Genomic DNA, 19259 nt, shown 5'->3' on the forward strand with positions numbered 1-19259 from the left:
TTACTTCTTAGATGCTTCGATAAGTTCGATGAAATGATCGAACAATGGTGCGCAGTCATGTGGACCCGGGCTTGCTTCAGGGTGACCCTGGAAGCTGAACGCAGGTTTGTCTGTACGATGGATACCTTGGTTGGTGCCATCAAACAGTGAGCGATGCGTTACACGCAACACATCAGGCAGATTGCTTTCATCGACTGCGAAGCCATGGTTTTGAGAAGTAATCATCACTGTACCGTTATCAAGATTTTGTACAGGATGGTTCGCACCGTGGTGGCCGTGAGGCATTTTTAAGGTTTTAGCACCACTTGCAAGCGCAAGGATCTGGTGACCCAGGCAGATACCAAATACTGGAATTTCAGTGGTTTCTACAATTGTTTTTACAGCTTCAATTGCGTAGTCACATGCAGCCGGATCACCAGGACCGTTCGAAAGGAACACGCCATCTGGATTCAGTGCAAGTACATCAGCAGCAGGAGTTTGCGCCGGCACAACAGTCAGTTTACAACCGCGGTCTGCGAGCATACGTAAGATGTTGGTTTTGACACCGTAATCGTATGCAACAACATGGAATTTAGCTTCTGGTTGAGAGAAACCTTTGCCTAATGTCCAAGAGCCTTCAGTCCATTCAAAACCTTCAGGGTCGCAACATTCTTTTGCCAGGTCTAAACCGTTTAAACCACCAAATGCACGTGCTTTTTCAAGCGCTTCAACTTCAGTGATATTTTCGCCAGCAAGGATACAGCCATTTTGCGCACCTTTGTCACGTAAGATACGTGTCAATTTACGCGTGTCGATATCCGCAATTGCCACAACATTGTGTTGTACCAAATATTCAGCTAATGATTGGGTTGAACGGAAGTTACTGTGCAGTAAAGGCAGGTCACGAATGATCAATCCGTTCGCCCAAACCTTATGAATACGACCTGATTCAGCGTCTTCTTCATTACAGCCTGTGTTACCGATATGTGGGTAAGTCAGTGTCACAAGTTGCTGTGCATAACTCGGGTCAGTCAAAATTTCTTGATAGCCAGTCATGGCAGTGTTGAAAACGACTTCACCAGTCGTACTACCCGATGCGCCAATCGAAGTACCTTTAAAGATAGTTCCGTCGGCAAGGGCTAAAATTGCTGGGGTGCTCAAACCAAAGCTCCTGAAATTTAGGCTGTAAAAAAGCGAGAAGACGAAAAAAAAGGAAGGCTATTTTTTAAACCTACCCTCCTATGTCTGCTCGCTTGAACTTAACACGGCATTATACGCAGAATGACCCCTAAAGTCCAACGGCTTTGCAGCGAAAGTATGAGATAAATGGCTTGCTTTTTGCATGGAAGTCTGTTTTGTAAGCAATGTGAAAAAATGTAAGCAATTAATAATTGTCAGACAAATCAAATCTTAATTTTTATCAAATCTACTAATATAGCTTAGTCGATATAACAATAGGAACAAGACAAATGGCTACAGCACCTAAATCTACTACATCTAAAAAAATCACTCCGAGCGTGGTAACTGAAACTGCCGAGAAGCTTGAAAAAGTAGCAGTCGAGGCTAAAGATCAGGCAATTGGAACCATCGAGGAAAGTAAGGAAAAGCTTGAAGTTGAAGCCAAGCAGTTAAGCGACACTGTGCAGGAACAATTGCGTCAATTTAAGCAGGAGGTGTTACAGCGTATTGATACTTTGAAGGAGCAGATTTTCGGTTCGCAGAAAGAATTAACTGAACTGAAAAGCTTTATCAAGACAGAATTCAACGCTGTCTTCGAAGACTTATCTAATCTGGGTAAAGAGTTGAAAGAGGATGTCAGTCAGATTTCGACCAAGCATAAGGAACATCTGACCGATACTTTTAAACGTTCTAAGGACAGTACCATTGAAGTACTGAAAAAAGTCAAACCCGTGGTGAAAACAGAGAGCTCGGACAAAAGTCCTGAGCTGAAAAGTTAGGCTGCGCTGAAAGGCCGCTATTTAAAAAGGAGAACAATCAAATGTTCTCCTTTGTCTTTATGCAGCAAAACGGACTCACAATAACAATTAAAGGGGGTCACGATGCAACAGCATTTTGTAGGTGTACTTATTTTACTGATATTGATCATGCTACTGAATCTGGAAAGCGGATTGGGGCGCATACTTTATCTGGGTGTAATCGTATTATGTTTGGGAGTGCTGGGACTGGTGTTTGGGACCATTCTTCTGATGATCATTACTTTTGCTTTTATTCTTTATGCTGCTGTGAAATCTATTCAGGAGCAGCATCATCTACATCATTAAAATATGAACGTTGAAAACAATAAAAAATCTAAAATAATTATACAGAGGATCAATCATTGTTGAGCGACAAACAAAAACGTGAGACTTTAAGTCTCACGTTGTATTCGCCTGCCACACATTTAAATAGTTGATGCACAGCGTCAATCTATTTAAAACACATGCAACCAGTCACGTTTATTATGAAAATCTGCCTGAGGACTACTATGCTGCATGGCATAGTATTGATCACCTTGTGAGGTTTTTAAAACAGCAGATAAACCCAGGAACAAGTTTTCCCATTTCAGTTTATGTGTTGCCATAAAATCAGTCAGATCCACACTGACATTAAGACCATAATGCGTACGTTTGAGCTGATTCAGCTCAATATCATCCGCAGCTTGCGGTGGCATATCTTCAGGATAACGGTATTCTTCAAATTGATAAGCCTGCCAGGCCTGAGAGGGGGAAAGATTAATCTCACGATAAAAATCTTCGCCCTGAACCCCAATAAAAATTTCAAAGCAGGTCTGTTCCCACAGGAAATCCTGACGGGGATGTGCCGTCACCATGTCGGGCCACAAGATGTACTGATTGGGATCACGGATCCAGAAGCCCACATTTAAATTGCATGGGCCTTGCTGTTCAATGGCGGCAACCAGAGAGATGGCCTGAAAACGGCGATCAAATGCGCTAAGTTCGTAACTTGCCATAAGTCCTGTACTTAGTTAGACAGATGAGCGAAACGGACAAGGTTGGACAATTTTTGGTTTTGTTTCGCAGCTTTCTTGTAAAGCAGCGCAATTTTACCAATAGTTTGAACTACTTCGGCACCAGTCGCTTCTGAAATTTCAGCAATCAATGCTGCACGCGCTTCACGATCTTCAGCTACGATTTTTACTTTAATCAGTTCGTGATCGTTTAAAGCACGTGCCAATTCTTCGATGACATTTTCAGTCAGGCCTTTGTCACCCAGCATAACGACCGGGTTTAAAGCATGTCCGATTTGACGTAAACGCTTACGTTCCTGAATAGATAAAGACGCCATGAGAGATAACCTGAATTTTAAAACGGCTTAGTATAGCAAAAGCAAAAAACAAACGCTTTAAATTATCAGGAAATAATCATTTCCAATATCTCTTCATAACGAGCAAAACTCCTAGATTTAGATACACATGTATACTGCAAAATATGTCTTTTTCACGTACAATTAATAATTAGACGTTTTTTTATTTAGAGAGTTATGGCTACACGCATTACCAACCAAAAGTTATCTAAAAGTAGTCGTGATTGGATGAGAGAGCATTTAGACGATCCTTATGTGAAAAAGGCACAAAAGGACGGCTATCGTGCGCGTGCAGCATATAAGCTCTTAGAAATGCAAGAAAAGTACAAGATCATCAAACCCGGCATGACCGTGGTCGACTTGGGTGCAGCTCCCGGGAGTTGGTCACAAATCGCCGGTAAGTTGGTCGGCGCCAAAGGTTTATTGATTGCATCTGACATTTTACCAATGGATGCATTACCTGATGTGACTTTCTTGCAAGGTGACTTTCGCGAAGAAGAAGTCTTCCAGCAATTGTTAGAAATTTTAGATGGTCGTACTGTAGACGTTGTAATTTCAGATATGGCCCCCAATACATCAGGTAATAAGGCTGTAGATCAACCGCGTCAGATTTACTTGTGTGAACTTGCACTGGATTTTGCCAACAAGGTGCTAGGCCCTAAAGGTCAATTTGTGGTAAAAGTTTTCCAAGGTTCAGGTTTTGACGAATTCCGTAAGCAAGTGGTTGATAGTTTTGATGTTCTGAAAACATCTAAACCTTTGGCATCACGTGCTCGCTCCAAGGAAGTTTTCCTGATCGGGCAGGGACGTAAGAAGGCTTTAAAATAAGTCTACTTGCCAAGTCGTTAAAAATTGTGCATTTTGTACGTTTTCAGATAATTGTAAGTTGATTTACAGCTTAAGTATTAAGGTCACCCTGAACAGGGCATGATCAAATTAGATTGGAATGGGAATAAAGCTTTGAGCGATCTTTTTAAGAATGCCGTATTGTGGCTCGTGATACTGGGTGTGCTGGTGTTAATCTTCAGCAACGTCAGTGACCGCAATCAACCGACTACAATGAACTACTCAGAGTTTGTTGCCGCGGTCAATGCTGGCCAAATTAAACAAGTTGTGATTGACGGCGAAAGAATCCGTGGCGAAAAATCGAACGGTTCAGAGTTTGAAAGTATCCGTCCGGCAGTTCAGGATCCTGAACTGATGCCAAGCCTGATTAAAAATAATGTTGTGGTTGAAGGTGAAGCACCACAACGTCAAGGCTTGCTCATGCAGTTGCTTATTGCAAGTTTCCCTGTACTTTTAATCATTTTGTTATTCATGTTCTTTATGCGCAACATGGGTGGCGGTGCAGGTGGTAAAAACGGCCCAATGAGTTTTGGTAAATCTAAAGCCAAAATGCTGTCTGAAGACCAGATTAAAGTCACTTTCACTGATGTTGCTGGTTGTGACGAAGCCAAGCAAGAAGTCGTTGAAATCGTAGATTTCCTGAAAGATCCAACCAAATTTAAACGTCTGGGTGCGAGTATTCCACGTGGTGTGTTAATGGTCGGTCCTCCAGGTACGGGTAAAACCCTACTTGCCAAAGCCATTGCCGGTGAAGCGAAAGTTCCATTCTTTAGTATTTCAGGTTCTGACTTCGTTGAGATGTTTGTCGGTGTCGGTGCATCCCGTGTTCGTGACATGTTCGAACAGGCGAAACGTCATGCACCATGTATCATCTTTATTGATGAGATTGATGCAGTCGGTCGTCACCGTGGTTCAGGTACCGGTGGTGGTCACGATGAACGTGAACAGACACTGAACCAGATGCTAGTTGAAATGGACGGCTTTGAGGGCAATGAAGGCATTATCGTGATTGCTGCAACCAACCGTGCAGATGTACTGGATAAAGCACTTCTTCGTCCAGGCCGTTTTGACCGTCAAGTTGTGGTTGGTTTGCCAGACATTAAAGGTCGTGAACAAATCCTGAATGTACATTTGAAAAAATTGCCTTCAGTGACAGGTGTGGATGTTAAAGTTCTTGCACGTGGTACACCGGGCTTCTCGGGTGCGCAATTGGCAAACCTAGTGAATGAAGCTGCTCTGTTTGCTGCACGCCGTAACAAGAACACCGTCGATATGCATGACTTCGAAGATGCGAAAGACAAGCTGTATATGGGTCCTGAGCGTAAATCGATGGTACTTCGTGATGAAGAGCGTCGCGCGACAGCTTATCATGAAGCAGGTCATGCAATTGTTGCTGAAAGCTTGCCAGGTACAGATCCTGTGCATAAAGTGACGATCATGCCGCGTGGCTGGGCTTTAGGTGTCACCTGGCAGCTGCCTGAATTTGACCAGACTAGCCATTATAAAGACAAAATGTTGAATGAACTTTCGATTTTGTTTGGTGGCCGTATTGCTGAAGAAGTCTTCATTAACCAGATGTCGACCGGCGCTTCAAATGACTTCGAACGTGCAACCAAAATGGCACGTGCGATGGTGACCAAATATGGTATGTCGGACAAACTCGGTGTCATGGTCTATGAAGAAGATGCACAGCAATCTTTCATGGGCAGTATTGGTAGCCGCAGTATTTCGGAAACCACACAACTAGAAGTCGATCGTGAAATTCGTCGAATTCTAGATGAGCAATATAAAATCGCACGCGATATCTTGGAAAGCAAAAAAGATATTGCCCATGCGATGGTGAAAGCCTTGATGGAATGGGAAACCATTGATCGTGATCAAATCCGTGACATCATGGAAGGTCGTGAGCCTCAGCCACCAAAAGTCTATGTTGCAGATAATCCTGTGATTGATGTAACGCCAGATGATGGTCCGCTGACTCCTCCGCCATTGCCAGCGAACTAAGCTCAATAAAAAAAACCACCTTCGGGTGGTTTTTTTATGCTTGTCATTTTTGTCATATCTTTTTGAGTGTTATATTGAGCTATTAAAAATGAATAAGAAAATAAAAATGAATATGCCTGTTCTGGAATCCAGTGTTTACCAGCTTCGTCTTGAACCGTTGAGCTGGGAGCATTTTTCTGATTTAGCTATCGCATGCGCTGAAGAAAATTTAGGTGAGGTTTTATATAACTCAGTGCCTTATCTGCCTAACTTAAAAAAATATTTTACTCAGGCTTTTGAACAGCAAGCTCAAGGTGAAAGGATGGCTTTTGCTGTGATTGATTTAAACTCCGGCCAAGCAATTGGAACCACCAGTTATCATGATATTAAAGCGGAAATTCCACGTTTTGAAATTGGTTATACCTGGTATGCCAAGCGCTATCACAGAGCTTATGTAAATCGCGCATGTAAGTATCTCTTGTTAAGACATGCTTTTGAAAATTTAAATGCTCAGGTGGTCGGCTTTCGAACTGATCACTTGAATCTTCCTAGCCAGAAAGCGATTGAAGCAATAGGTGCCAAGCGGGATGGCATTATCAGGTGTCATATGCTGCGTAAAGATGGACACACTATTCGAGATAGCTACATCTATAGTATTTTAGAAAGTGAATGGTCAGATGTGAAAACATTATTACAAACTAAGATGATGCAATATTCCCGAAATAATTACTTCGAAATCTAGGTCCTGGCCTTATTCATCTTTGCTTTAATTAACTATCCATAAGACAATATCGGGGTTATTTTAAGTGAGTATTGAATCATGCAGCTGATGCCTTTGTTACCACATGTATGGACATTTGGTGATTTAAAATTGGACTTATCCCAGCCGCATGTAATGGGGATTCTCAATGTCACCCCGGATTCTTTTAGTGATGGTGGCCGGCATAATCAAAAAGAAGATGCAGTCGCCCGCGCACTGGAAATGATGGCTGAAGGCGCAACCGTCATCGACATTGGGGGTGAATCGACCCGTCCAGGTGCAGCAGCAGTAGAAGTGGAGGAAGAAATTCGCCGCGTGGTGCCTGTGGTTGAAGCTTTATCCAAACATAATATCATTCTCTCGATTGATACGTCGCAACCTGAAGTCATACGCGCAGCAGTTCAGGCCGGAGCGCATATCTGGAATGATGTCCGTGCTTTGACTCGGCCGAATGCATTGCAGACCGCAGCAGAGCTGAATATTCCAGTGATCATCATGCATATGCGCGGTGAACCGACCACCATGAACAATCTGGATCAATATGAAGATGTCACTGCTGATGTGATTCGTGAGTTATCCCAACGCGTTCAGGATGCCTTGGATGTGGGAGTGAAAGCGGAAAATATCATGATTGATCCAGGTTTTGGTTTCGCTAAAAATGCCCAGCAAAATCTCAAGCTGTTGCAAGAGTTTTATAAACTGACAGAAATGGGCTATCCGATTTTGTCTGCTTTATCTCGTAAACGCTTTATTGGGACAGTTCTAGATGGTGCAGCACCGCAAGAGCGTGCAATAGGTTCGGCAACAGCGCATTTGTTGAGTATTCAGCAGGGTGCATGTATGGTACGGGCACATGATGTTAAGGCTACAGCCGATGCGATTAAAGTCTGGCAAGCCATGCAAATGGCTTAGAAAGCGAGGCTGGGAAATCCCTACATTGGCAATGTTGTTTGGCTTTTAAGCAACAATATGCTATATAGGCACGCTTAGATTAGATAGTCATCCTTTAGAGTGCCTGTAATGTTTGCAGATTTACTTCTCCCCATGTTCGATGATGAGTATTATCCCGATATTCTGGTTGCTGAAATTAAGCAACACATTGAACGTTTTGCCCAAAAAGTCGCTAAATCAGGTTTGTCAGATCAAGAGATTTATCAGCTTGCCAATCTGACTGTGGCTGATATTAATGTCATGAAACCTCAGTTTGAAGATCTGGATTCATCTCTGGATGATACTGCTGCTGATTATATTGCTGAAGCCATGATGATGGTGGTGCAAGAGCACGGCCTGTTCGAGATTGAAATGGAAGAGCTAATTAACAATCGTGAATGGTGATTTAAGAAAACCCTGCAGCTGCAGGGTTTTTTATTGTCTGTTGAAATAATCTTTAAAGCTATTAAAGCGAATCGAGCCGAGTAATTGTTGCTCTTCATTCATGCATTGCTGATAAAGGTTTTGATAATAAGCCTGCAGATTCAACTGACCTTGAATCTGTTGTGGTGTTTTAGATCTGGACTGTTGATAAGCCCAAAAAGCCAGTTGCCGGAGTTTCTGCAACCTGATTTGGTCAATCGCGCTACAGGAACTTTTAAATAAAGGTTCCAAGGTCACAGCGCCAAAAGAGGAAAGCGCTAAAATGATCATGCTGATAATAACCAGCACATCCGAATGAATCAGATAAAGGTTGAGCAATAAGCATAGAAAAATTGGAATTTGCAGATAGAGACAGTTTTGCAAATGCTGACTATAGGCTTTGGAGCTGAATTTCGCCTGATATTGTGCATACCAGATATAGGGATACAGTAGTGCCATCAGTACAATTAAGGTGACATTAAAGGCAATCGTGGCATTTTTAAAAAAATAATATTCCAGAAATACTGAGCTGATACTACAGGCTATACAGACCAGAAGAGACAGTAAATTAATCGCGATAACAAACTGGATATTTTGCAGGGCATTAAATTTGAAGCGGCTATAACGCAGCTTCAGGAAAAAAGCGTCTGGATGACGTAATTGTAATGTAGCGAGATCGAAGTGTTTTAATTCTGACATGGGGATTTCGCGTTAAAAGAATAAAATGCAGGCACAAAAAAACCAGCCTAATGCTGGATTTTTTATTGCACCATTTTAATAAATATTAAAATGGTGCCCGAGGCCAGACTCGAACTGGCACGCTTTGTGGGCGGGGGATTTTAAATCCCCTGTGTCTACCGATTTCACCACTCGGGCATGTGCGCAATAATAGAGGACGAAATAAAGCTTGGCAAGCAAATTCCGAAATGATTGCTTTCTTTTCAAGCAATTCCGTAGCTTCTATTCTAAAAACCAGCAAATCAACGTTTTTTAAAAGTCAATATTTGCAGATCTTTAAGACGACCAATGAAAAATGATAGAGGGAACTATGAATTCTCATCCAGATAGCTGTCGACATCTAGATGCTTGATCGTTTTACAATATTGATGCTCATATTTCAGTAGCCGCGTATATAACCCGGCAAAGTGATTTAATTGCTGTTTTAGTTCGGCATGCCGAGGATCATGGCTTGAATAAAAACGTAATTTTAGTCGGATCAGACAGGTCTGTTTATAAGCCCAAAAACAGATTTTACGTAATTGTTGTAGCTGATAGTGCTCAGTATTTTTGCTATTTTCCTTGAATAAATTTTCCCGATAAAAGCGCACAAAGCCAAAGCTCACGCCAAAGAAGAATAAGCTCCACATCAGCAAACTGCTTTGTATAAAGACCGGATTTAAGGCTTGCAATAGAATCACAATAGCCATCTTGATTGGAGTATGCCGTAATAACTGATACAGCGAATAAGAAGAATGCTGAATCTGGTACAGAATCAAGGTCTGACTCAACATCAGGAACAGTAGAATGGCCAAAATGGCATAACTCTGTGCCTGAAATTCACTGATTTGCACAAAAGATTGCTGTACCAGATCTCCTAACATCAAACTGATGGGAACAAAAATCATGGCGGCCAAGGCCCAAGGAATGAAGAGCTTGGCTTTATCCCAGATTCCACGGATTTTAATCTGACTGTAAAACAGGTAATTTCCTTTAAATGCAGTCGGATATTGGCGCTTAAGTTGCTGCAGCAACAAAGTCACTTGCGTAGGGGGCGTCATCCAGAGATTAATTTAATATATAGATGAAGCACTATAGTCGATTTTGCGCAAAATCGCAGAAGAAATGCAGTTTCAGGTCGTAGCGCTGTTTTAATCATGAAGATTTTGATTTTTTAGCCACGAATTATGCGAAAATAGCCGATTCAAGATTTATTTTTTTAAGGACAGTTTATGACTGATCAATCTCCTCAGGCGTTAAGCGACATCGAAATTTTAGACATCCTGCAAAGTATGAAAAAGGATGAGCTAAATACTGAGGCGCAAGCAGCAATTCGTCAGGGTGGTAAAGCTGGTCGTCAGGAAGCGCATAAAGCAGCCTTAGTAGCATTGAATCAGTCATTTGAAGACAAATTTGTCGAAGCCGTATCTTTGGCTTTGGGTCTGAATGCAGCACAAATCAAAAAAATCCGTTATAAAAAAGACCGAATCCGTATTTTAAAAGCGCGCGGTATTGATTATATGGCGATTGATGGCGCTGAAACTGCGCAAGTGCTGTCACAAATTGCCCAAGCAATTGTGCGTGAAGATGCCATTGTCACCCATGACCTGCATAATATTTTCCCATTCTGGAAAGAAGGCTGGCCAATGGTGCAATTCGATAATGCCTACAAAATTTTAGAAGATGATATCCAGATTCACTATCAAGCCGTTCTTGAGGCTTTATTAGCAAAAATCTAAGCTATAACTAGATCTAAAAAAAAGCACCCAAAGGTGCTTTTTTAATCACGATATATCAGTGCAATCAGCCAGCTAATGGGCAGAATAAATAAACGCCACCACGTGATTAATGGCCAATAAAAATACTCTCCAAATCTCAAGGTCGAGTCGAAACCTTGACGGCGACATTCATGCGGGTAGGGAATAATGAAAACTGTTAAAACCATCAGAATGATGGCTGCGAGTAAAAGCAGGGGATTCTGTTGTTTGGCAAAGAAGAAGTAAAACAAATACAGGGCTGAATAAAAAAACAGACATGCCAATAATGCAGAAATATTCATCACTCACCTTATGGATTTTTTTATTAGAATAATTTTTTGAATAGAGGGCTAAAAAGAAGAACCAGATTAATCTGATTCTTCTTGAATAACTGAATTGGTTTCGATTAGGCGGGTCACCAGCAACTGGTCAATTTTAAAATGATCGACATCCACCACTTCAAACTTATAAGCACCAAATATCACGGCATCTGCAGGACGTGGAATCTTGCGTAATTTATACATCATGAAGCCAGCAATGGTTTCATAGTTCTCATCATCAGGCATTTCATCAATTTCAAGCGCATGCTTGATGTCTTCAATCGGCGTGCTGCCTTCAATCAGCCAGGAATTATTGTCACGTTTAATAATTTGCTGATCGGCTTCAATAGGCGTCACCCAGTCACCCATCACGGTAATCATAATATCAGAAAGGGTAATCACGCCAACGACCAGCGCATATTCATTAATGACGACGGCAAACTTTTCCTTGGTGGAACGGAAACGGTCCAGAACTTCCGATAAGGTCAAAGTGTCAGGAATAGTCAGGACATTACGGATGGTATTTTCATTGAGTTGCAGCAGCGACTGGTTGTTCAGAATACGCACCAGAATGTCTTTGGCGTCGACATAGCCAATCACACTGTCAATGTCATTGCTACATACCAGAAACTTGGAATAGGGGTATTCCGCCAGCTTTTGCCGAATACTTTCTTCCGGTTCATTTAAGGTGAAGAACACCACATTTTCACGTGTGGTCATACTCGAAGGCACGTTACGTTCTTCCAGCTCGAATACGTTTTCAATGAAATGGTGTTCCTGTTTCTGGAGCACGCCTGCCTGTGCACCGGCATCCATCACTGCAGAAATATCATCAAAAGTAATATTGTCATCACGAATAGTATTTACTTTAAACAGACGGAACAGCATGTTGGCAATCGCATTGATAAACCAAGCCAAAGGTTTGCAGACTTTAATGAAAATCTGAATTGGCTCGATGACTGAGACTGCGATCTTTTCTGGCGCAATCATGGCCAGACGTTTCGGCATCAGGTCTGCAAATAAAATAAATAATGAAGTGACGACCGTAAAGGAAAGCGCAAAGCTGATATTGTCAGCCCAAGGTCCTTGGTAAAAGCGGGAAACAAAATTATAAATATAAGGACGGAAGGCACCTTCACCTAAAATACCACCAAGAATGGCAACTGCATTTAAACCAATTTGGGAGGCTGCAAAGAAGTCTGCAGAATTTTCTTGTAGATCTAAAACTTTTTGAGCGCGATGATCACCCGACTCAGCCAGAATTTTGAGTTTGACTTTACGGGCACCAGCGAGGGCGATTTCAGTTAAAGATAAAAAACCGGCCCCCGTGATGAGTATTAAGATAATCACAATATTTTGTAAGAGGCTCACAAATCCACCTGTGGATGAATAGTATCTTGGGATATTTTTAACACAAAAAAAGACTTGAGGTGTAACAATGACATCTCAAGTCTTCGAAGTATAATCTTAAAAAATAAGAATTTAGAAGATTTTGAGTTTAATAATGTGAAAATTGAGAATTATTGCTCAGGAATTCACGGTTTTCTTCTTCAATCATCTGGCGGGCGACATATAAAATCAGCTGACGTAACCAGCGATGCGCCGGATGATGATGCAATAAAGGACACCATGCCATTTTCAATTCAAATTCAGGAATATAAAACGGAGGGTCTTTGAGAATTAAATTGTGATTCTTGGCTTGCAGACGTGCGATGCGTGAAGGCAGTGTTGCGATCAGATCTACATTGGCAGCCAATAATCCCGGCATTTGATAGTGACGGGTAAAGACGGAGATTTTACGTTTCTGGCCAATACGTTCTAAAGCCTGATCGATCCAGCCTAAACCGGCCTGTTTTTCAGGATTTACCCCGAAGCCAACACCCATACCGGTTTTAGAAACCCAGATATGCTGTGCATCCAAATAGCTTTTTAAGTTCAGGTTGCTTGCGGCAGGATGCTTGTTATTTAAAAGACAAGAAAAGCTGTCGCGCCAGACCAGAACCTGATGAAAACTTTGCGGAATCTCATTAAAGCGGTTAATTGCCAGATCGACCTTGCCTTGTTCCATGTCACGATACGACACGTCACTTGGCGTCAGAAAATCCAATACCACATTCGGTGCTTCTGAACGTAAGGCTTTGACCAGACGCGGAACCAGCGTTGCTTCCGCATAATCCGAGGTCATGATCCGGAAGACACGATTTGAGGTATATGGACGGAACTCGGTACGTGGTTCCAGGATCATCGACAGATCAGCGAGCGCATCCCGAATGCGGGGCTGTAATTCTAAAGCACGTTCGGTCGGAGTCATGCCTTCAGAAGAACGGATCAGGAGGGGATCATTAAATAAATTGCGTAATCGGCGTAAAATATTACTCATGGCAGGCTGGGTAACACCCAATTGTTCTGCTGCACGTGTGACATTTTTTTCGCGAAGAAGTACATCAAGATAAATTAATAGATTGAGATCGACCCGCTCCAGATTCATAAAAGAAATACCGAAAATAAATACAAGAAATTATGATGATTATGCCATAATTGCCGGGCCTTGTGTAAAGCGCCGATGAAAAAAGCCATGTGCTCACTGATAAAGTTTACAGAATTAACACAGGCTTAAGCTCCATTATTTCGAGTGTACATAAGAAAAAAGATGTACGTTAAATGGATCATCATTTAGCCTTTTTTATAGATTGGGATGAAAACCATATTTTCGGTTTAAAAGAACATGAGAAAGGCTGTTCTTGCATTCAAGATTTGAGTGAAAAGTAAACTAAATCAAGAATTCCTTGAGTTGAATAAATCATCAAAGATCAGCATTTTTTAAAAATAAAAGGACATAAAACCCATATCCAGACTTAAGTCTAATGAATTATTTTTAAGCAACATGCGGAAATTTTATTCATTTTTATTTTTAAATAAATATATATAAAACAGCGATTTAATTTAATTAATTAAGATTGTACTAAGACTTTGATCTACTCATTTTTTAAATAAATACTGAAGATTCTTGCAGACTATTGGATTAATTTTCATAAGCCCACTAATCTTTAGCTATCCCAACGGATCGTCGAAAATCTGAACAAGTCATTGAGGGTGTGATTTGAGCGGTTCGTTGCAGAAAAATCCTAATATTATTACAGGAATATATCATGACTACATACCAAACAGCGATTGATGCAATCCGCGAATTAAAAGCGAAATTCGGTAACACTTGGGCAGACATCAGTCCTGAAGATGCTGCGCGTATGCAACTTCAAAACCGTTTCAAAACTGGTTTAGACATTGCGAAATATACAGCGGCAATTATGCGTCGTGATATGGCTGCTTATGATGCAGACTCTAGCAAATACACTCAATCACTAGGTTGCTGGCACGGTTTCATCGCGCAACAAAAAATGATTGCGAACAAAAAATACTTCGGTACAACTGAACGTCGCTACATCTACCTTTCTGGTTGGATGGTTGCAGCGCTTCGTTCAGAATTCGGTCCACTTCCTGACCAATCAATGCACGAAAAAACTTCTGTTCCTGCATTGATCGAAGAAATCTACACTTTCTTACGTCAAGCTGACGCGAAAGAATTAAACGACTTGTTCCGTGCCCTTAAAAAAGCACAAGAAGCGGGCGACACTGCTAAAGCAGCTGAAATCACTTCACAAATCGACAACTTCCAAACTCACGTTGTGCCAATTATTGCGGACATCGACGCTGGTTTCGGTAACGAAGAAGCGACTTACCTTCTTGCTAAGAAAATGATCGAAGCGGGTGCTTGTGCACTACAAATCGAAAACCAAGTTTCTGACGCGAAACAATGTGGTCACCAAGCTGGTAAAGTAACAGTTCCACACGAAGACTTTATCGCGAAAATCCACGCTCTTCGCTATGCATTCCTGGAAATGGGTCTTGACGACGGTATCATCGTTGCACGTACTGACTCTGAAGGCGCTGACTTGACTCAAAAAATCCCAGTGGTTAAAGAGCCAGGCGACATCGCTTCTCAATACATTAGCTACTTAGACACAACTGAAATCGACATTTCAGAAGCGCAAGAAGACGAAATCCTGATCAAGCGTGATGGTAAACTTCACCGTCCTAAACGTCTTGCTTCTGGTCTATACCAGTTCCGTGAAGGCACGCAAATCGACCGCGTTGTACTTGACTGTGTAACTAGCCTACAAAACGGTGCTGACCTTCTTTGGATCGAAACTGCGACGCCTAACGTTGCTGAAATTGCTCACATGGTTAATCGTGTACGTGAAACAGTTCCAAATGCGAAACTTGTTTATAACAACTCGCCTTCGTTCAACTGGACTTTAAACTTCCGTCAACAAGCGTATGACCGTTGGGTTGCTGAAGGTAAAGACGTTTCTGCTTACGACCGTGCTAAGTTAATGAGCGCTGAGTACGATGCAACTGAACTAGCTGCTGAAGCTGACGAAAAAGTTCGTACATTCCAAGCTGATGCTGCTCGTGAAGCGGGTGTGTTCCATCACTTGATCACACTTCCGACTTACCACACAGCTGCGCTTTCTACGCATGAGCTTGCTCAAGGTTACTTCGGTACTGAAGGTATGTTGGCTTATGTTGCTGGCGTACAACGTAAAGAAATCCGCGGCGGTATCGCATGTGTTAAACACCAAGCAATGGCTGGTTCTGACATCGGTGATGACCACAAAGAAATCTTCGCTGGTGACAATGCATTGAAAGCTGGTGATGATTCTAAAAACACAATGAACCAGTTCAGCGCTTAATTCGCTCAATTGATTCACCAAAAAACCCTGCATCTGCAGGGTTTTTTGTTTGGAAAAATGCTATTAATAAATAGGGAAGAGCAATCTCAAGAACGTGCTCAAGAGGGATTATCCATAATTTCTCCATGATTGGTTTTTATCGCAGCTTTTATGTGTTTACTTCTTGCCTTCTAGTGCTATGTCACTGAATATTTAGATATAGCATGCTTATGTTCTGCATCAATGTACCCCTATTTAATTAAAAGTGACCCGGACTTATGCTGTCTAAATTTTTTATCCACCGCCCGATCTTTGCTGGGGTACTGGCGATTGTTGTCATGGCAATCGGCTTGTTCGCAGTGATGAACCTGCCAGTGGAACGTTATCCGGACATTGCCCCGCCAAGGATAACGGTGGCAGCAACTTATAGCGGCGCTTCTGCGGAAACTGTGGAAGAAAGCGTGACCCAAGTGCTGGAACAGCAAATCAAAGGCATTGATCATCTGCTGTATTTCAGTTCGAGTAGTGATTCTTCAGGACGCAGCCGGGTCAGCATTAGCTTTGAGAATGGTACCGATCCGGATACTGCACAGGTGCAGGTACAAAATGCGATTAATGGGGTACTAAACCGATTACCGGAAGATGTACAACGCCAAGGCGTTAATGTCTTTAAATCGCTCGGTGATACCCATATGGTGATCAGCCTGTATGATGAGTCGGGGCGCAGCAACAATATTGAACTTTCCGACTATCTGATGACCCATCTGGAACAGGACATTTCCCGGATTGAAGGCATTGGTGAGGTGGATGTTTTTGGTTCACAATATGCGATGCGGATCTGGCTGAATCCGGCAAAATTAAAACAATATAACCTGATGCCAAGTGATGTGCGTGCTGCGATTGAAGCCCAGAATACTCAGGTCGCTGCTGGTGCGATTGGTGATCTTCCAGCCATAGACGAGCAATACCTGAATGCCAAAGTTACTTCAGGTTCACGGCTAAAAACCGTGGAAGAATTCCAGAATATTATTGTCAAATCGGATCGTGCCGGCAGCTTTATTTATTTGAAAGATATTGCGCGGGTGGAACTGGGTGCTGAAAATTATCAATCTTATAGTACCAATAATGGTTATCCATCAGCAGGTCTGGGTATTTCACTGGCCTCAGGGGCCAATGCCATTGCCACCTCTAATCTGATTAAGGCTGAAATTGCCCGTATTTCCCAGCAATTGCCTGAAGGCTATAAAATTGCTTACCCACGTGACAATACGCCTTTTGTACAAGAATCAATTAAAGAAGTGATCAAAACCCTGATCGAAGCCGTGATCTTGGTCATCATTGTGATGTTCATTTTCTTGCAGAACTGGCGTGCCACTTTGATTCCTACCGTGACTGTTCCAGTGGTGATTTTGGGTACCATGGCGGTGCTGTATGCACTGGGTATGAGTATCAACACCTTAACCTTATTTGCGCTGGTTCTGGCGATCGGTCTGTTGGTGGATGATGCGATTGTTGTGGTGGAAAACGTTGAACGATTGATGCATGAAAAGCAACTGTCCGCCAAAGACGCGGCCCTGGAATCCATGCAGGAAATTAGTGGGGCACTGATCGGGATTACTTTGGTCTTAACCGCAGTCTTTATTCCAATGGCCTTTTTTGGTGGATCGACTGGCGTGATCTATCGCCAGTTTTCTATCACTTTGGTTGCGGCCATGTCGCTGTCTTTAATGGTGGCATTGATTCTAACCCCAGCATTGTGCGCGCTTATCCTAAAACCGAATCCTAAACCGGCAAAATGGGCGTCCTGGTTTAATCAGAAACTGGATCATTTAAAACATCATTATCTGAATTTGTCTAAACTCACGATTCAGCGTCAGGCGATTTGTCTACTATTGTTTGCTGGATTGATCGGTGTGTTTGCGCTGTTCTATCGTGCTTTGCCGACCAGTTTCTTGCCGAGTGAGGATCAAGGGATCTTAAGCTTGCAAATCAAATTGCAGGAAGGCGCTCCGATGAAAAATACCATTCAGATCGGTGAAGAAGTCCGTAAGTATTTTCTGGATCAGGAACAAGCTAATGTCAATCTGGTGATGATCCGTTATGGGCGAAATTTCTCTGGAACTGGTCAGAACCTCGCGACCGGTTTTGTAGCGTTGAAACATTGGGATGAGCGTTCCGGTCAGGACAATACTGCACAAGCGATTCGTGAACGGGCCTTGAAGCATTTTCAAAGTAGTCGCAATGCACAAATTAACGTGTCCATGCCAGCTTCAGTCAATGGTCTGGGACAAACCGATGGTCTGGATTTCTGGATTCGAGACATCAATGGCAATGGTCGGCAATATCTGGAACAACAGTTTAAAGCACTGGAAGCTCGTGCCGGCAACTATACAAGCTTTGAAAATCTGGGCAAACGTTCTAATCCTGACAAAGCAGAACTACGTGTCAATATTGACCAGAAACAGGCCATGGCCAATGGTCTGACTCAATCGGCGATTAACAGTACCTTATCCAGTGCCTGGGGCGGCAGTTATATTAATGACTTTATTGATCGCGGCCGGATTAAACGGGTGATCATGCAGGGTGATGCAGAATTCCGTTCCAAGCCGGAAGATCTGGCGCAGTGGCATGTGCGAAATGACCAGAATCAGATGGTGCCTTTCAGCAACTTCTCGCAAGTGGGCTGGAGTGGTGGCCCTGAAGTGGTCAACCGCTTTATGGGTTATACCGCATTGCAAATGGAAGCGGATCGGGCCAAAGACAGCAGTTCCGGCCAGGCCATGCAAGATGTGGAAGCTTTAATTGCCGAGCAGGAAGGGGTGGATGTGGTCTGGAGCGGTCTTTCTTTCGAGGAAAAACAGTCCAATAATCAGGCGATCTGGCTGTATCTGATTTCAATTGGTTTTATTTTTCTTTGTCTGGCGGCTTTATATGAAAGCTGGAGCATTCCAACCGCCGTGATGTCAGCTATTCCACTCGGGATTGGCGGCAATATTATTTTCAGTTATCTGGCTGGTTTCCCGAATGATATCTATTTCCAGATTGCCTTGCTGACTACCATTGGTCTGTCCTGTAAGAATGCCATTCTGATTGTGGAATTTGCTTCATTAGCGCAGCAACAAGGTAAATCGGTAGTAGAAGCCGCACTAGAAGGTGCGTCTTTACGTCTACGTCCAATTTTGATGACTTCTTTGGCCTTTGGCGCAGGGATTTTACCGCTGGTCTTTGCTACAGGCGCTGGTGCGGTGAGTCGTCAGGAAATTGGCGTGAGTGTATTTGGTGGTGTCATTTTTGGAACATTGCTGGTGCTGATTTTTATTCCATTTATGTATGTTTTAATTCGTCGACTCATCATCAAAAAATCGCGTGCTTAAAATAAAGGAAAACTCTAGAGCTGAAAAATCCCCGTTTATACGGGGATTTTTTTATCCTTAAGATTAATCCAATGGCTGATTGATTCTGCAGTATGGTGTGAAAATTGCTATAGAAA

General features: G+C 42.5%; 18 protein-coding genes and 1 tRNA gene. 10 read left to right on the forward strand and 9 right to left on the reverse strand.

From position 1 onward, the window contains the following. The gene (carA, locus tag ACTL4S_RS05775) at positions 1-1140 is read right to left on the reverse strand and encodes a glutamine-hydrolyzing carbamoyl-phosphate synthase small subunit (RefSeq protein WP_044108727.1); all 1140 of its coding nucleotides are present in this window, start codon (positions 1138-1140) and stop codon (positions 1-3) included. Between the two features lie 308 nt (positions 1141-1448). On the opposite strand from carA, the gene ACTL4S_RS05780 reads away from it, so the two are divergent. Together ACTL4S_RS05780 and ACTL4S_RS05785 are read left to right on the forward strand one after the other, a co-directional pair. Further along, positions 1449-1937, forward strand: a complete 489-nt coding sequence (locus ACTL4S_RS05780) for a hypothetical protein (RefSeq protein WP_044109436.1) — start codon at positions 1449-1451, stop codon at positions 1935-1937. Between the two features lie 102 nt (positions 1938-2039). After that, positions 2040-2261, forward strand: a complete 222-nt coding sequence (locus ACTL4S_RS05785; RefSeq protein ID WP_004280572.1) for a hypothetical protein — start codon at positions 2040-2042, stop codon at positions 2259-2261. 149 nt (positions 2262-2410) lie between these two features. Here the strand turns inward: ACTL4S_RS05785 and ACTL4S_RS05790 are convergent, their stop codons facing one another. After that, positions 2411-2950 (reverse strand): DOMON-like domain-containing protein, encoded by a 540-nt coding sequence (locus ACTL4S_RS05790; RefSeq protein WP_004280571.1) that lies wholly within the window; start codon positions 2948-2950, stop codon positions 2411-2413. 11 nt (positions 2951-2961) lie between these two features. Continuing rightward, positions 2962-3285: a ribosome assembly RNA-binding protein YhbY gene (gene yhbY / locus ACTL4S_RS05795; protein ID WP_004280569.1), complete on the reverse strand. Its 324-nt coding sequence runs from the start codon at positions 3283-3285 to the stop codon at positions 2962-2964. Between the two features lie 195 nt (positions 3286-3480). On the opposite strand from yhbY, the gene rlmE reads away from it, so the two are divergent. From rlmE to ACTL4S_RS05820, 5 genes are all read left to right on the forward strand, one after another. Next, the gene (rlmE, locus tag ACTL4S_RS05800; protein ID WP_441298924.1) at positions 3481-4131 is read left to right on the forward strand and encodes a 23S rRNA (uridine(2552)-2'-O)-methyltransferase RlmE; all 651 of its coding nucleotides are present in this window, start codon (positions 3481-3483) and stop codon (positions 4129-4131) included. 132 nt (positions 4132-4263) lie between these two features. After that, positions 4264-6153 carry an ATP-dependent zinc metalloprotease FtsH gene (gene ftsH / locus ACTL4S_RS05805; protein ID WP_004280565.1) on the forward strand — a complete coding sequence of 630 codons (1890 nt, stop codon included), beginning with the start codon at positions 4264-4266 and terminating at the stop codon, positions 6151-6153. 106 nt (positions 6154-6259) lie between these two features. Beyond that, on the forward strand, positions 6260-6874 hold the full coding sequence (locus ACTL4S_RS05810; protein WP_441298957.1) for a GNAT family N-acetyltransferase: 615 nt from the start codon (positions 6260-6262) through the stop codon (positions 6872-6874). 78 nt (positions 6875-6952) lie between these two features. Then, positions 6953-7804: a dihydropteroate synthase gene (gene folP / locus ACTL4S_RS05815; protein ID WP_004645752.1), complete on the forward strand. Its 852-nt coding sequence runs from the start codon at positions 6953-6955 to the stop codon at positions 7802-7804. A 108-nt stretch (positions 7805-7912) separates the two neighbouring features. Then, positions 7913-8227, forward strand: a complete 315-nt coding sequence (locus tag ACTL4S_RS05820; RefSeq protein ID WP_004645751.1) for a DUF5713 family protein — start codon at positions 7913-7915, stop codon at positions 8225-8227. A gap of 30 nt (positions 8228-8257) precedes the next feature. On the opposite strand, the gene ACTL4S_RS05825 is transcribed toward ACTL4S_RS05820, so the two are convergent. The 3 genes from ACTL4S_RS05825 to ACTL4S_RS05835 all read right to left on the reverse strand — a co-directional run bounded on the left by ACTL4S_RS05825 (position 8258) and on the right by ACTL4S_RS05835 (position 10023). Beyond that, entirely contained in the window at positions 8258-8944 is a 687-nt protein-coding gene (locus ACTL4S_RS05825) for a hypothetical protein (RefSeq protein WP_148334266.1), read from the reverse strand. Between the two features lie 91 nt (positions 8945-9035). Continuing rightward, positions 9036-9121: transfer RNA gene (locus tag ACTL4S_RS05830), tRNA-Leu, on the reverse strand. Positions 9122-9291: 170 nt separating this feature from the next. Continuing rightward, entirely contained in the window at positions 9292-10023 is a 732-nt protein-coding gene (locus ACTL4S_RS05835; RefSeq protein WP_005103944.1) for a hypothetical protein, read from the reverse strand. A 171-nt stretch (positions 10024-10194) separates the two neighbouring features. Between ACTL4S_RS05835 and ACTL4S_RS05840 the strand changes: the two genes are divergently transcribed. Further along, on the forward strand, positions 10195-10701 hold the full coding sequence (locus ACTL4S_RS05840) for a hypothetical protein (RefSeq protein ID WP_004280554.1): 507 nt from the start codon (positions 10195-10197) through the stop codon (positions 10699-10701). A gap of 41 nt (positions 10702-10742) precedes the next feature. On the opposite strand, the gene ACTL4S_RS05845 is transcribed toward ACTL4S_RS05840, so the two are convergent. The 3 genes from ACTL4S_RS05845 to ACTL4S_RS05855 form a co-directional block, all read right to left on the reverse strand. Beyond that, positions 10743-11021 (reverse strand): hypothetical protein, encoded by a 279-nt coding sequence (locus ACTL4S_RS05845; RefSeq protein ID WP_441298925.1) that lies wholly within the window; start codon positions 11019-11021, stop codon positions 10743-10745. A 66-nt stretch (positions 11022-11087) separates the two neighbouring features. Next, positions 11088-12410, reverse strand: coding sequence for a polyamine export protein PaeA (gene paeA / locus ACTL4S_RS05850; RefSeq protein ID WP_004280552.1), 1323 nt, complete (start codon positions 12408-12410; stop codon positions 11088-11090). 127 nt (positions 12411-12537) lie between these two features. Beyond that, positions 12538-13527 carry a LysR family transcriptional regulator gene (locus tag ACTL4S_RS05855; RefSeq protein ID WP_247143072.1) on the reverse strand — a complete coding sequence of 330 codons (990 nt, stop codon included), beginning with the start codon at positions 13525-13527 and terminating at the stop codon, positions 12538-12540. Positions 13528-14188: 661 nt separating this feature from the next. On the opposite strand from ACTL4S_RS05855, the gene ACTL4S_RS05860 reads away from it, so the two are divergent. Both ACTL4S_RS05860 and ACTL4S_RS05865 read left to right on the forward strand, forming a co-directional pair. Continuing rightward, on the forward strand, positions 14189-15790 hold the full coding sequence (locus tag ACTL4S_RS05860) for an isocitrate lyase (protein ID WP_004280550.1): 1602 nt from the start codon (positions 14189-14191) through the stop codon (positions 15788-15790). Positions 15791-16047: 257 nt separating this feature from the next. Then, positions 16048-19143, forward strand: coding sequence for a multidrug efflux RND transporter permease subunit (locus ACTL4S_RS05865; RefSeq protein WP_441298926.1), 3096 nt, complete (start codon positions 16048-16050; stop codon positions 19141-19143). The last annotated feature ends 116 nt before the right edge of the window (positions 19144-19259 follow it).

The organism is Acinetobacter lwoffii, assembly GCF_052078135.1.
Taxonomy (GTDB): domain Bacteria; phylum Pseudomonadota; class Gammaproteobacteria; order Pseudomonadales; family Moraxellaceae; genus Acinetobacter; species Acinetobacter lwoffii_Z.

Coding starts and splice junctions, on each gene's coding strand:
- ACTL4S_RS05780 (WP_044109436.1), top strand. CDS start 1,449: ATGGCTACAGCACCTAAATCTACTACATCTAAAAAAATCACTCCGAGC.
- ACTL4S_RS05785 (WP_004280572.1), top strand. CDS start 2,040: ATGCAACAGCATTTTGTAGGTGTACTTATTTTACTGATATTGATCATG.
- ACTL4S_RS05790 (WP_004280571.1), bottom strand. CDS start 2,950: ATGGCAAGTTACGAACTTAGCGCATTTGATCGCCGTTTTCAGGCCATC.
- yhbY (WP_004280569.1), bottom strand. CDS start 3,285: ATGGCGTCTTTATCTATTCAGGAACGTAAGCGTTTACGTCAAATCGGA.
- rlmE (WP_441298924.1), top strand. CDS start 3,481: ATGGCTACACGCATTACCAACCAAAAGTTATCTAAAAGTAGTCGTGAT.
- ACTL4S_RS05810 (WP_441298957.1), top strand. CDS start 6,260: ATGAATATGCCTGTTCTGGAATCCAGTGTTTACCAGCTTCGTCTTGAA.
- folP (WP_004645752.1), top strand. CDS start 6,953: ATGCAGCTGATGCCTTTGTTACCACATGTATGGACATTTGGTGATTTA.
- ACTL4S_RS05820 (WP_004645751.1), top strand. CDS start 7,913: ATGTTTGCAGATTTACTTCTCCCCATGTTCGATGATGAGTATTATCCC.
- ACTL4S_RS05825 (WP_148334266.1), bottom strand. CDS start 8,944: ATGTCAGAATTAAAACACTTCGATCTCGCTACATTACAATTACGTCAT.
- ACTL4S_RS05835 (WP_005103944.1), bottom strand. CDS start 10,023: ATGACGCCCCCTACGCAAGTGACTTTGTTGCTGCAGCAACTTAAGCGC.
- ACTL4S_RS05840 (WP_004280554.1), top strand. CDS start 10,195: ATGACTGATCAATCTCCTCAGGCGTTAAGCGACATCGAAATTTTAGAC.
- ACTL4S_RS05845 (WP_441298925.1), bottom strand. CDS start 11,021: ATGAATATTTCTGCATTATTGGCATGTCTGTTTTTTTATTCAGCCCTG.
- ACTL4S_RS05855 (WP_247143072.1), bottom strand. CDS start 13,527: ATGAATCTGGAGCGGGTCGATCTCAATCTATTAATTTATCTTGATGTA.
- ACTL4S_RS05860 (WP_004280550.1), top strand. CDS start 14,189: ATGACTACATACCAAACAGCGATTGATGCAATCCGCGAATTAAAAGCG.
- ACTL4S_RS05865 (WP_441298926.1), top strand. CDS start 16,048: ATGCTGTCTAAATTTTTTATCCACCGCCCGATCTTTGCTGGGGTACTG.